We start from the raw sequence: 14,055 nt of genomic DNA on the forward strand, positions 1-14,055 counted from the left end.
GTATATGCGAATTTACCCTGTGTGTTATTTTTGCAATGGACTCAGGCTGTATTCAATCAATTAAGGTTTACTTCTGGCATTAAGATGTATCCGTTGCCTGTTTTTTAAGGGCACGGTTTGTGCCGGGAAATGAAAATCACATCTTAAGTTCTTCACTCAAAGGATTTGTGATGTTTATCACGTATGGTCCGGGTAACGTGTTGAGGTCAATGTATTGCATCGTGATGGTGTCGTTACATCTTTTACTTTCCTCCTGATTTGCATATTCACTCCCGGCAACCTGGTTGTTTGTTTTTTCTTCTTCCGGATTTATAGTGTAGGCATGAGGTGGCGTTTCAGGGCGACAGACTGTGAGGATAATCACTAACATTCATGCGCGTTATGGGCGTGTCAGCAAACTGGATGCAACAGAGCCGAAACTGAAATTTGAACCCGGATTTCTGTATGCTGAAATACCTTATATTAGCGGCATCCAGAATCGAAAACTGAGCCGATATGTACACTTTTATCTTATGGATAAAGCTATCCTGCAGGCCAGGGATTTAAAGCCTTTAGCCCGGGCATTTTTACGCTGGATAAGGTGGCTGGAGGATAACGGACTTGACCCTTTCACCCCGGGAACGTTGAAATACCAAAGCCCTACATATGGCTTCAGGGAGTATCTTCTGGGGGCCGTAAGGCAGGGGCGCATCGCCTCATCCACCGCGGCGGTGTACATCAGCGTTATCCGACGGTTTTACGTATTTCTGGGCAAGTGTGGTGAGCTGGCTGCCAGCTCATTTTTTACGTTGGTCGAAAAAGTCGTTGACGGGCGACGCAAGGTGATAAGTTCGGATCTTGCCATCAGGATAACCAGCACAACAAAAAGGACAATCAACCCACTGAATGATGCAGAGGTTCATATCCTGGATGAGGCACTGAAATCTGAGTCCGGGTTGTTCAGTTTAATGATTGTGCTGATGAAAAATTGTGGGCTACGGCTGGATGAAATGCTGACCCTGCCGTCGTCACTCTTTACTGAAGAGTACCTTGCCAGTGTCCCTGTATCTGAGTTGACCATCAGGGGGCTTCATATTGGTCCGAGATGCGGAGTTCATACGAAGTTTGGGATGACGCGAGAACTCTTCATCACCAGACGATTGTACGAGCAGGTTCTGGATTATCTGGCGGATGAGGAGTATGAAAAGAAGATCCAAAAATGGCGTGCACGACAGGGTGGGGAAGGGCGGCACGAGCCTTTATTTTTAATGGCAAACGGGAAACGGATGTCTGAAAAAGCCTTTTACTCCCGCTGGTACAGTTTTCGCCATCGCCTGGCCCGGTCTGCTCCGGGAAATGTGTTCAGACATAAACCCCATGATTTGCGGGCAACGTTTGCGACCCATTTTTTACGCTCGGCACTGAGTTGCTATCCCGATCAGGCCGCAAATGCGCTGGGTACAGTAAAATACTGGATGGGCCATAAAAGCGAAAATACGACGATGAAATACATCGTCTTTCTTCAGCAAAACCAGATTTCTGATGCAGTCGCCGGGGTCATGGACGCATTGATTGACGGTGCTGCAGGTCGCGATGGAGCCATATATGAGCCGGAGTGAAACGCAGATAACGTGGATGGCCGAAAATGTGCTGTCATGGGAGACGGTCAGCGGACACATCACTCAGCGGGATCTGAACCGATATTATTTACTTGACGTTTATCTTCAGGCTCATTTTTCAGATTATGTGTTGCTCCCCGGATGGTTTAGTGAACATTCGCATCTTGCCCGCCCTGAAAAACGCGATTTTATTGCCTCTCTGAAACGATTTCTTCTGTCTTACCGTCCCGCCGGAAGGTTAACCATTTTCCGTTATCTCAATATGTTTTTTATATGGCAGTCAGTCAATCAGTATGACTATGGCACGGCTGAAGGCGTTGAAATGTATATTAAACATCTCATGAACGATATTCGTCGGCGAAAAATTTCAGTCAGGATGGCAAGACACTACTTGTCCGTGGTCAACCGGTTTTTGCTTACGGGCGGGCAGATTCAGAGGCGGTATGAATATGAATTCTTACCGAAAGGAACGTATCAGCAGCAGGGAAGGGATAGCTATACCAGGAATGAACTTTCCGAGATCCTGAGGCAGTTGTCATCCATGAATGAGTTCCTTGCGGGATGTATCCGGGAGCATATCGCTAAATCGGAAAAAGGGGTGCGGCATTTCTCACCGTCTTTGCTGGCACCTGTTTATGAAGCGTATTTCCGGTATCCGGGAGAGAACGGGGTCAGCAGGGCAGAGATCATCATCAGGGACGTTCTGGAAAATTACTTTCTTACTTCTTTTTTTCTGTTCTGTTACCACACATGGGGAAACACCTCTCAGGTTCTGGGTCTGACGCGGGATGATATACATCTGGATGAAAAGGGCATCAGCACTGATTATGTTTATAAGGGGAGAGCGAATAAGTATATACGTCTGACGATAGGTAAATCGGAGTATGTGACCAAACGTGCGGGCTATTACTGGTTTCTGTCTTTTATCAGGCTCAGGGACGACATCGTTAACTATCTGGTTTCCGCAGATAACTTCCCTCCGGTACAGGCGCTGTTTCTGAGTGAGCCGCAGGTGAAATTCCGTAAGCTTTATTCTCTTAATCCCAGTCATCTGACTAAATTTTCTAACTCTGAGGGGGCGTGGGCCACGATGCGGCAGCTTAATCCCTCGCTTCCATCAATTACCGTTTCTGGCTTGCGCAAAACGTCTGAGCAGTATACGGACAGAACATTAAAGAATGGTCTGATTACGGCGGAAAAAGCACAGCATAACTGGGGCACTTACAGGCGGAATTATGCTGCAGGTAACCCACAGGGGGCGAAGGAAAACTTCAGTGCTGCACTTGATACGCTTATGAATCAGGGGATTGCGACACGTGCGTTATCCGAGCGGGTAAAAGTTGCTGATGAGCTGGGGATCGATCTGCGTGGAAGCGATGAGGGTGTGGATCTTTTATTGAATGGCCTGGGATGTCGATCGCAGGAGCCGCCTACAGATATTGAATTGCGCTTTATAAAAAAGCAAAAACGATTTGGCCGGACACCAAAGGCTTGTGCGGATTTTTCTCATTGTGTCGAATGTTCAAAAAGTTGCGTTGTGGAAACGCTGGAGTCTGTATGGCTCCTGCTGTCATTCAGGCATGCTATCGAGTATGGAAAACCGTTGTACATCGGTTCGGTCAATGCTGTGGAGCGTTATGAAACGTTACTCCTGAAGATTGATTTACGGCTTGGGCTGGTAGATGAGGCGACCCTGAAAAAAGCGCGCGTTAAACTTCAGCGAGAAGGTGTGGCTCCGGTATGGCAGATTTGAAGAAAAAAGAGGTAAGCCGTAGTCGAATGGCGGAGTTTCCTGCCGGAACGCCGCTTCGTTCAGGGGATGAGTTTCCGACTGAGGATATCATCTGTGAGGCACTAGAAAACAAAAGCTTTGAACGTCTGAATAACTGCCTGGTTATCGCCAGCTCAGATGAACATGATATGCGTTTTATCAATGAGGAGACGCTGAATATTTATTTCAGGGATGATGTCTGGACCAATCGCTATGTCAGAACCCATATTGGTGAAACGTTAAGAACCGTTAATTTTTCAGGCATACGGGATCCTGAACTGCGTCTTGAAGCCAAAATCATCTCAGCCAGCCTGCTCTGGATTGTCGGCAGGACCGCGAAGACGCAGTCACTGATCCGGAAATGTGCAAACATTGTGGCGGGAGCCCGTATTATTGAGTCTATGGGGTATCGCAGTCTGTTTCAGCTTCGTTTTCCGCTTGTCCGGAATGCTTTCATTGTAAAGATGAAGGAGGAGGATGAGCACGGCAGGAAGCGTTCTGAAAGAACATTACGTAATTACTTTATGGACCTGGCGGATATCTCGCTGACAGGTCATACCCGTCTTCGAAAATACGGTTACTTTCCTGATATTAGCTTCGACAGTTACAACAGTGTGGATGATTCAAACCAGACATATTGTATGCCTTTCAGTCTTATGATGTCTGTCTGGGAAGGGCTGATTACTGAACTGGATGCTGAAATCAGTGATTTCGATTTTGACGGGTTTTCCCGGCTGTGCGCTATCATAAACGGTTTTTATGATTCGCCTTACTATACGTCGATGCTGGAAGCCCGTAAAAGAGGGACAGCAAAAAGCATACCGGATTACCGGGCCGCGTATTACTACAATATTGTTGCCGGGGAAATTCGGGCGCTTTTCGCGACACTTGGCCCCGGGATGCAGGGCTGGTTCTCGGTACATAAAAATAAGCGCTGGAGATCTGATTTTATTGGCGTTGATCACATAAAGCTGAACACCTGGCATTTTGAGCTGACGTTAAAAGTCATGAATGTGATACAGGCCATGTCGGGGATGAGACACAGCGAAGTGCTTGGCGTGATGCACGGTTCACTGATTTATGATGGTGATATCCTGGGACTTCGTTCGGTGTTGCATAAGTTCGCCCCGGAAGGTGGAAGTCACGAAGACTGGGTTGTTTGTCGCTATGTGGAAAAGCCTTTTCAGCATTTACGCAGAATTAATCAAATCATGACAGGCCTGGACGGGAAGACGCTGGACAATGTTCCATTGTCTTTAAATATCAGGTCGTGGTTCTCGGAGCAAAAACTCTCTTTTATGGGGACGCAGCGCCAGACTGAGTGGGCAAAGAAATTTGTGAAAAGACACCATCTGTTCATCCGACGTGACCATATTGATGAGTTCAGGCTTTTAAATCCAAACATACGTGATGATGAACGCGTTGCGATGGAGATTCGGGAGGGGGCTTTCTGGCCATTGCGAACCCATCAGTTTCGCCGTTCACTTGCTGTACACCTCAGGCGTCTTGATCTGATTTCTACTAATGATCTTATCCGGCAGTTTAAGCACTTAATCAGAGGCATGACGGAGTGGTATATGTCCGGTGCACTCAACGCTTCGCATTTTAGCCGGGCGATCCCTCAGGCATTCGCTGCCGAGATTGAAAGGGTTGATACCGAACTCTCAGCTTCCAGGGCTGTTTCTTATCAGCATGAAGGCCTGCTTTATGGCGAAGGCGGGAAGTTACTGATGTCCCAGAGAGGTGGGCACTTACATCAGATGACGTTTCCTACACTGAAAAAAGCGATGAGCATGGCTAAACGAGGCGGGCAAAAACTGGTATCTCTTGGAAACGGTTTTTATTGCATGAATGGCCATGACTGCGAGTTTAAGGCGGTTGTTCAGTCAGCGTCCTGCAATCCGGGATGTGAGAACATGCTGGCCGGAGCTGATTCTGTTCCCGTGTGGAAACGCAGGATGGCTCATTATGACAACCTTCTGGAGATTGCCGTGCGAAATAATGCTCCTCAGGCTGACAGGGATTTTCTGATGCTTGAGAGAGATTTTTATGCAGATGCTGTCCGCTTTTTTGAAAAGGATGAATAGAGCATGACGAACGAACAGTCGGGGGTTAAAAAAACACAGGCAAGAGCAGAGCAGGCCCTGAGGGAACTGATGTTATCAGGGGAGCGTATCAGCCAGTATGCTGTGGAAAAACGAGCGGGGCTGGCAAACGGCACCCTGAATTATAACTGTCCTGAGTACAGGCAGGTCAGGGAGGCTATCCGCAGTCTGAAAAAAACGTGCCAGGGCACCGCGCCGGTTGATGAGCAGGGCATTGAGCAGCAGATCAAGCTGAAAGAAAAGTATCGCCGTCAGAGAAATGAGCTGAGGGAAGAAATCAAAAAGATGATGGCTGAAAATGTAGAGCTGTTACATAACCTTATACTTTTACAGCAGTATGTCAGGGAGCTTGAACGCAACACCGGGAGGGAGAAAGGGGACGTCATTCCGTTCTCGGGTGGTGTCAGGGACTGAGGCTATACTGAACGGAAGGACGCGAGGTGAATCGCCACGCGTTTAACAGACACCTCAGAGTCATTTAAGATGACTTAAAGAGAGGTGCCCATGAGCGGTAAGCGTTATCCTGAAGAGTTTAAAACTGAAGCAGTCAAACAGGTTGTTGATCGCGGTTATTCTGTTGCCAGCGTTGCAACACGTCTCGATATCACCACCCACAGCCTTTATGCCTGGATAAAGAAGTACGGTCCGGATTCTTCCACTAATAAAGAACAGTCAGATGCTCAGGCCGAGATCCGCCGTCTCCAGAAAGAGCTGAAACGGGTTACCGACGAACGGGACATATTAAAAAAAGCCGCGGCGTACTTCGCAAAGCTGTCCGACTGAGGTACGCCTTTATCCGTGACAACTCCTGTTGCTGGCCTGTTCGCCTGCTCTGTCGGGTGCTGGATGTTCATCCCAGTGGTTTTTACGCCTGGCTTCAGCAGCCGCATTCACAACGCCATCAGGCAGACCTGAGACTGACAGGACAGATTAAACAGTTCTGGCTGGAATCGGGATGCGTCTATGGTTATCGCAAAATCCATCTGGATCTGCGTGACAGCGGGCAACAGTGCGGAGTAAACAGAGTCTGGAGACTGATGAAACGTGTCGGAATAAAGGCTCAGGTCGGATACCGAAGCCCGCGGGCACGTAAAGGCGAGGCCAGTATCGTGTCACCCAACAGGCTCCAGCGACAGTTCAATCCGGATGCTCCTGATGAGCGTTGGGTAACGGACATAACCTACATCAGGACCCACGAAGGCTGGCTGTATCTTGCCGTTGTTGTTGATCTGTTCTCACGCAAAATTATCGGCTGGTCCATGCAATCCCGGATGACAAAGGACATTGTCCTGAACGCACTGCTGATGGCTGTATGGCGGCGTAATCCCGAAAAACAGGTGCTGGTTCATTCGGATCAGGGCAGTCAGTACACAAGCCATGAGTGGCAGTCGTTCCTGAAATCACACGGCCTGGAGGGTAGCATGAGCCGTCGCGGTAACTGCCATGATAATGCGGTTGCAGAAAGTTTTTTCCAGTTGTTGAAACGTGAACGGATAAAGAAAAAGATCTACGGAACGCGGGAAGAAGCCCGCAGTGATATTTTTGATTACATCGAAATGTTTTATAACAGTAAGCGTCGGCATGGTTCTAGCGAACAGATGTCACCGACAGAATATGAAAACCAGTATTATCAACGGCTCGGAAGTGTCTAGATTATCCGTGGCGATTCACTAGGGTTACCTAATTCACCTATGTCTACTTCTGGCACAATGCAGAAATGAGATAGATTTACTTTACCCGCTTCTCGCTCAAAGCTGTCCGTAATCCCCTGCCTGCTTAAAAAAACCGGATTAACGTGTGATGTTTTTACGTTTTCCAGGCAGCCTTCATCGGTAAGTACCTGTCTTACAGACTTCAATGCACTTAGTTAAGAAACATCCTAATCGTCCTTTCGCCGATCGCGAGATCTGTTATGGCAGCTAAACTCGATTGATACCCCAATCCGCCGGGCAGCATTTCCTTTCCGCACGCAAGAAGGAGAAGATCATGAAAGCAGTAATTTACAACGGTCCTTATGATGTAAAAGTAAAAGACGTACCGGATGCGAAAATTGTCCGCCCCACGGATGTACTCGTCCGCATCACCACCACCAACATTTGTGGGTCGGACTTGCACATGTATGAGGGCCGGACCAGCTTTGAACAGGGACGGATTCTGGGTCACGAAAACCTGGGTGAAGTGGTCGAAATTGGCTCAGGCGTTGAACGTATTAAGGTGGGCGACTATGTTTGTCTGCCGTTTAACGTGGGATGTGGTTTTTGCGAAAACTGTGAAAAAGGTCTGACCGGCTTTTGTCTCACTACCAATCCGGGTTCGGCAGGCGCAGCTTATGGTTTTGCTGAAATGGGTCCCTGGGAGGGGGGGCAGGCGGAACTGCTTCGGGTGCCATTTGCCGACTTTAACTGCCTTGTTCTTCCCCCTGATGCGGCAGAAAAAGAAGATGATTATGTGATGCTCTCTGACATTTTTCCTACCGGCTGGCATGCAACAGAACTTGCCGGATTGAAGCCTGGTGAAAGCGTGGCCATTTATGGCGCGGGGCCGGTCGGTTTGATGGCAGCTCATTCGGCGATCATTAAAGGTGCTTCACAGGTGTTTGTGGTTGATACGCACACAGACCGGTTGGCTCTGGCTGAAAAAATGGGGGCGACGGGCATCAATGCTACTGGCGATGAAGCTGTACAAAAAATTCTCGACCTGACGGATGGACGCGGTACGGATTGTGGCTGCGAATGTGTTGGCTATCAGTGCTGTAACAAACATGGCCATGAAGATAACTCTGTCACCATGAACAGTCTTGTTGCGTCGACGAAAGCAACCGGGGGAATTGGTGTGGTTGGCGTCTTTATTCCTCAGGATCCGGGGGCTGAATCGGAGCTTGCCAGAGAGGGTAAGATGCCATTTGATTTTGGGAGTTTCTGGTTTAAAGGACAGGCAATCCGTACCGGCCAGGCGAACGTTAAGGCCTATAACCGTCAGCTGTCTCGCCTCATCCATCACGATAAAGCCAGTCCGGGCAAAATAATTTCTCATCGTCTTTCGCTTGAAGAGGCTCCTGCCGGATATAAGCACTTCGATGAGCGGGATGAAGGATGGACGAAGGTTATCCTTAAGCCTTAAATAGAGTTATCCGGTATGAGAAAGCAAAAACCGGGAAAGAATGTATGACTTTTGACAGGGTGCAATAAAATATCCTGTCAGGGCGTTATTATTCATACTTTCAGCTGCCAGGTGATGCTGCCAACTTACTGATTTAGTGTATGATGGTGTTTTTGAGGTGCTCCAGTGGCTTCTGTTTCTATCAGCTGTCCCTCCTGTTCAGCTACTGACGGGGTGGTGCGTAACGGCAAAAGCACCGCCGGACATCAGCGCTATCTCTGCTCTCACTGCCGTAAAACATGGCAACTGCAGTTCACTTACACCGCTTCTCAACCCGGTACGCACCAGAAAATCATTGATATGGCCATGAATGGCGTTGGATGCCGGGCAACCGCCCGCATTATGGGCGTTGGCCTCAACACGATTTTACGTCACTTAAAAAACTCAGGCCGCAGTCGGTAACCTCGCGCATACAGCCGGGCAGTGACGTCATCGTCTGCGCGGAAATGGACGAACAGTGGGGATACGTCGGGGCTAAATCGCGCCAGCGCTGGCTGTTTTACGCGTATGACAGGCTCCGGAAGACGGTTTGCGCACGTATTCGGTGAACGCACTATGGCGACGCTGGGGCGTCTTATGAGCCTGCTGTCACCCTTTGACGTGGTGATATGGATGACGGATGGCTGGCCGCTGTATGAATCCCGCCTGAAGGGAAAGCTGCACGTAATCAGCAAGCGATATACGCAGCGAATTGAGCGGCATAACCTGAATCTGAGGCAGCACCTGGCACGGCTGGGACGGAAGTCGCTGTCGCTCACAAAATCGGTGGAGCTGCATGACAAAGTCATCGGGCATTATCTGAACATAAAACACTATCAATAAGTTGGAGTCATTACCCTTTTTTCAACTTCTGATGGATGCGAGTGATTGAACTCATACATTAATGTTTTCCCACGAAGTCTTTTTTCAGGTAAGCCTTCGCACATATCGGTAAATAGCTTGCCTGCTTTTATTTTTTCTGTCATCGACATGTTCATTTTTAACATTCCGTCCTGATAAGTTGGTCGGATAAGGCGCTCGCGCCGTATCCGACATTAATTTCTTAAGCGACTTCATTCACCTGGCGACGCAGCAGAGAAAGTGGGCCGGGGCCGCTAAGCGTGAACACGGAAATTAAGGTGAAGCCCAGCGCCACCAGACCCAGCACCAGGTAAGCGCCCTGGAAACCGATGCTTTCATACATATTGCCCGCCAGAATAGACATAAAAATCATCGCCAGTTGCTTAAAGAAGCAGAAACAGACCAGATAAATCGTCGCTGAAAAACGCACTTCAAACTGGCTGGTAATATATTTAAAGCAGCCCACCAGCAGGAACGGTACTTCAAACATATGCAGCGTTTTCAGAATAACCACTTCCAGTGCTGAGGTAGCGAACGATGAGCCAATAATACGTACTGACATAATAGTGCCAGCCAGCAGCAGGGCGTTTTTCCCACCGATGCGATTAATGATCAGTGGCGCAAAAAACATAATCGAGGCGTTAAGTAATTCGCCCATTGTCGTTACGTAGCCAAATACCCGCGTACCCTGTTCACCGGTAGCAAAGAACGAAGTAAAGAAATTAGCAAACTGTTGGTCAAAAACATCGTAGGTGCAGGAAACGCCAATAACATACAGTGACAAAAACCACAGTTTTGGCTGTCTGAACAGTTCCAGCGCCAGCTTAAGGCTAAATGCCGAATGGTTGGCACCTACCGCATTGGCAACCGTGGCAGAAGAGGGCGCATCCGTTTTGGCGAAAAAGAGTAAAACGGCGAGGATGAATGCACAGCCAGAACCCAGCCAGAAAACAAACTGATTATTGATGGTGAACATGATGCCGACAATCGAGGCACACAGCGCCCAGCCAACACAGCCAAACATCCGCGCGCGACCATATTCGAAATTACTGCGACGGCTGACTTTCTCGATAAATGCCTCTACTGCTGGCGCACCGGCGTTAAAACAAAAGCCTAGATAAATACCACCAACAATCGATCCTACTAAAATGTTGTATTGTAACAGTGGCCCGAAGATAAAAATAAAGAACGGCGCAAACATCACTAACATGCCGGTAATAATCCACAGCAGGTATTTGCGCAGCCCGAGTTTGTCAGAAAGCAGACCAAACAGCGGTTGGAATAATAGCGAGAACAGAGAAATAGCGGCAAAAATAATACCCGTATCACTTTTGCTGATATGGTTGATGTCATGTAGCCAAATCGGGAAAAACGGGAAGTAGGCTCCCATGATAAAAAAGTAAAAGAAAAAGAATAAACCGAACATCCAAAAGTTTGTGTTTTTTAAATAGTACATAATGGATTTCCTTACGCGAAATACGGGCAGACATGGCCTGCCCGGTTATTATTATTTTTGACACCAGAGCAACTGGTAATGGTAGCTACCGGCGCTAAGGTGGAATTCCGCCGACACTGACGGGCTCCAGGAGTCGTCGCCACCAATCCCCATATGGAAACCGTCGATATTCAGCCATGTGCCTTCTTCCGCGTGCAGCAGATGGCGATGGCTGGTTTCCATCAGTTGCTGTTGACTGTAGCGGCTGATGTTGAACTGGAAGTCGCCGCGCCACTGGTGTGGGCCATAATTCAATTCGCGCGTCCCGCAGCGCAGACCGTTTTCGCTCGGGAAGACGTACGGGGTATACATGTCTGACAATGGCAGATCCCAGCGGTCAAAACAGGCCGCAGTAAGGCGGTCGGGATAGTTTTCTTGCGGCCCTAATCCGAGCCAGTTTACCCGCTCTGCTACCTGCGCCAGCTGGCAGGTCAGGCCAATCCGCGCCGGATGTGGCGTATTGCTCGCCACTTCAACATCAACGGTAATCGCCATTTGACCACTTCCATCAATCCGGTAGGTTTTCCGGCTGATAAATAAGGTTTTCCCCTGATGCTGCCACGCGTGGACCGTGGTAATCAGCACCGCGTCGGCAAGCGTATCTGCCGTGCACTGCAACAACGCTGCTTCGGCCTGGTAATGGCCCGCCGCCTTCCAGCGTTCGACCCAGGCGTTAGGGTCAATGCGGGTCGCTTCACTTACGCCAATGTCGTTATCCAGCGGTGCGCGGGTGAACTGATCGCGCAGCGGCGTCAGCAGTTGTTTTTTATCGCCAATCCACATCTGTGAAAGAAAGCCTGACTGGCGGTTAAATTGCCAACGCTTATTATCCAGCTCGATGCAAAAATCCGTTTCGCTGGTGGTCAGTTGCGGGATGGCGTGGGGCGCGGAGGGGAGTGTCACGCTGAGGTTTTCCGCCAGACGCCACTGCTGCCAGGCGCTGATGTGTCCGGCTGCTGACCATGTGGTCGCGTTCGGTTGCACTACGTGAACCGTTAGCCAGAGTTGTCCGGCGCTCTCCGGCTGCGGTAGTTCAGGCAGTTCAATCAACTGTTTACCTTGTGGAGCGACATCCAGAGGCACTTCACCGCTTGCCAGCGGCTTGCCATCCAGCGCCACCATCCAGTGCAGGAGCTCGTTATCGCTATGACGGAACAGGTATTCGCTGGTCACTTCGATGGTTCGCCCGGATAAACTGAACTGGAAAAACTGCTGCTGGTGTTTTGCTTCCGTCAGCGCCGGATGCGGCGTGCGGTCTGCAAAGACCAGACCGTTCATGCAGAACTGGCGATCATTCGGCGTATCGCCAAAATCACCGCCGTAAGCCGACCACGGATTGCCATTTTCATCATATTTAATCAGCGACTGATCCACCCAGTCCCAGACGAAGCCGCCCTGTAAACGGGGGTACTGACGAAACGCCTGCCAGTATTTAGCGAAGCCGCCAAGACTGTTACCCATCGCGTGGGCGTATTCGCAAAGGATCAGCGGGCGCGTCTCTCCAGGCAACGAAAGCCATTTTTTGATGGACCATTTCGGCACAGCCGGGAAGGGCTGGTCTTCATCCACGCGCGCGTACATCGGGCAAATAATATCGGTTGCGAAGGTGTCGGCTCCGCCGCCTTCATACTGTACCGGGCGGGAAGGATCGACAGATTTGATCCAGCGATAGAGTGCGTCGTGATTAGCGCCGTGGCCTGATTCATTCCCCAGCGACCAGATGATCACACTCGGGTGATTACGATCGCGCTGCACCATTCGCGTTACGCGTTCGCTCATCGCGGGTAGCCAGCGCGGATCATCGGTCAGACGATTCATTGGCACCATGCCGTGGGTTTCAATGTTGGCTTCATCCACCACATACAGGCCGTAGTGGTCGCACAGCGTGTACCACAGCGGATGGTTCGGATAATGCGAACAGCGCACGGCGTTAAAGTTGTTCTGCTTCATCAGCAGGATATCCTGCACCATCGTCTGCTCATCCATGACCTGACCATGCAGAGGATGATGCTCGTGACGGTTAACGCCGCGAATCAGCAACGGCTTGCCGTTCAGCAGCAGCAGACCATTTTCAATCCGCACCTCGCGGAAACCGACATCGCAGGCTTCTGCTTCAATCAGCGTGCCGTCGGCGGTGTGCAGTTCAACCACCGCACGATAGAGATTCGGGATTTCGGCGCTCCACAGTTTCGGGTTTTCGACGTTCAGACGTAGGGTGACGTGATCGGCATAACCACCACGCTCATCGATAATTTCACCGCCGAAAGGCGCGGTGCCGCTGGCGACCTGCGTTTCACCCTGCCACAAAGAAACCGTCACCCGCAGCTCATCGCGCAGCTCGCCGTACATCTGAACGTCTGCCTCCAGTACAGCGCGGCTGAAATCATCATTAAAGTGAGTGGCTACATGGAAATCGCTGATTTGCGTGCTCGGTTTATGCAGCAACGAGACGTCACGGAAAATGCCGCTCATCCGCCACATATCCTGATCTTCCAGATAACTGCCGTCACTCCAGCGCAGCACCATCACCGCGAGGCGGTTTTCTCCGGCGTGTAAAAATGCGCTCAGGTCAAATTCAGACGGCAAACGACTGTCCTGTCCGTAACCGACCCAGCGCCCGTTGCACCACAAATGAAACGCCGAGTTAACACCATCAAAAATAATTCGCGTCTGGCCTTCCTGTAGCCAGCTTTCATCAACATTAAATGTGAGCGAGTAACAACCCGTCGGATTCTCCGTGGGAACATACGGCGGATTGACCGCAATGGGATAGGTCACGTTGGTGTAGATAGGCGCATCGTAACCGTGCATCTGCCAGTTTGAGGGGACGATGACAGTATCGGCGTCAGGAAGATCGCGCTCCAGCCAGCTTTCTGGTACCGCTTCTGGTGCCGGAAACCAGGCAAAGCGCCATTCACCATTCAGGCTGCGCGACTCTTGGGAAGGGCGATCGGTGCGAGCCTCTTCGCTATTACGCCAGCTGGCGAAAGGGGGATGTGCCGCAAGGCGATTAAGTTGGGTAACGCCAGGGTTTTCCCAGTCACGACGTTGTAATACGACGGCCAGTGAATCCGTAATCATTGTCAT

The 14,055-nt window shown here is 50.0% G+C and carries 9 protein-coding genes and 2 pseudogenes; 8 read left to right on the forward strand and 3 right to left on the reverse strand.

What is annotated here, in order from left to right:
- The first annotated feature begins 350 nt into the window (after positions 1-350).
- The 8 genes and pseudogenes from AC1VYI_RS05230 (at position 351) to AC1VYI_RS05265 (ending at position 9,455) form a co-directional block, all read left to right on the forward strand.
- The gene (locus AC1VYI_RS05230; protein ID WP_007897923.1) at positions 351-1,598 is read left to right on the forward strand and encodes a tyrosine-type recombinase/integrase; all 1,248 of its coding nucleotides are present in this window, start codon (positions 351-353) and stop codon (positions 1,596-1,598) included.
- Positions 1,585-3,351 carry a hypothetical protein gene (locus AC1VYI_RS05235; RefSeq protein WP_007897920.1) on the forward strand — a complete coding sequence of 589 codons (1,767 nt, stop codon included), beginning with the start codon at positions 1,585-1,587 and terminating at the stop codon, positions 3,349-3,351. Before AC1VYI_RS05230 ends, AC1VYI_RS05235 begins: the two co-directional genes overlap by 14 nt.
- Positions 3,339-5,456: a hypothetical protein gene (locus tag AC1VYI_RS05240; protein WP_017384059.1), complete on the forward strand. Its 2,118-nt coding sequence runs from the start codon at positions 3,339-3,341 to the stop codon at positions 5,454-5,456. Before AC1VYI_RS05235 ends, AC1VYI_RS05240 begins: the two co-directional genes overlap by 13 nt.
- Positions 5,457-5,459: 3 nt before the next feature.
- Positions 5,460-5,888: a hypothetical protein gene (locus AC1VYI_RS05245; protein ID WP_017384060.1), complete on the forward strand. Its 429-nt coding sequence runs from the start codon at positions 5,460-5,462 to the stop codon at positions 5,886-5,888.
- Between the two features lie 90 nt (positions 5,889-5,978).
- A protein-coding gene (locus AC1VYI_RS05250; protein WP_085949497.1) for an IS3 family transposase occupies positions 5,979-7,126 on the forward strand; the annotation gives its coding sequence in 2 pieces (ribosomal slippage) (positions 5,979-6,216 and positions 6,216-7,126; 1,149 coding nt in all).
- A 334-nt stretch (positions 7,127-7,460) separates the two neighbouring features.
- Positions 7,461-8,594, forward strand: coding sequence for a glutathione-independent formaldehyde dehydrogenase (locus AC1VYI_RS05255; RefSeq protein WP_017384068.1), 1,134 nt, complete (start codon positions 7,461-7,463; stop codon positions 8,592-8,594).
- A 165-nt stretch (positions 8,595-8,759) separates the two neighbouring features.
- Entirely contained in the window at positions 8,760-9,035 is a 276-nt protein-coding gene (locus AC1VYI_RS05260) for an IS1-like element transposase (RefSeq protein ID WP_000179213.1), read from the forward strand.
- A 44-nt stretch (positions 9,036-9,079) separates the two neighbouring features.
- A pseudogene (locus AC1VYI_RS05265) lies at positions 9,080-9,455 on the forward strand (IS1 family transposase).
- A 14-nt stretch (positions 9,456-9,469) separates the two neighbouring features.
- On the opposite strand, the pseudogene AC1VYI_RS05270 reads toward AC1VYI_RS05265, so the two are convergent.
- From AC1VYI_RS05270 to lacZ, 3 genes and pseudogenes are all read right to left on the reverse strand, one after another.
- Positions 9,470-9,610: pseudogene (locus AC1VYI_RS05270) on the reverse strand (maltose acetyltransferase domain-containing protein); the annotation flags it as partial.
- Between the two features lie 65 nt (positions 9,611-9,675).
- Positions 9,676-10,929: a lactose permease gene (lacY, locus tag AC1VYI_RS05275; RefSeq protein ID WP_003846917.1), complete on the reverse strand. Its 1,254-nt coding sequence runs from the start codon at positions 10,927-10,929 to the stop codon at positions 9,676-9,678.
- Positions 10,930-10,980: 51 nt separating this feature from the next.
- Complete coding sequence (lacZ, locus tag AC1VYI_RS05280; protein ID WP_007894989.1) at positions 10,981-14,055, reverse strand: beta-galactosidase; 3,075 nt, start codon at positions 14,053-14,055, stop codon at positions 10,981-10,983.

This window comes from Enterobacter sp. QK-SA4 (assembly GCF_056856775.1).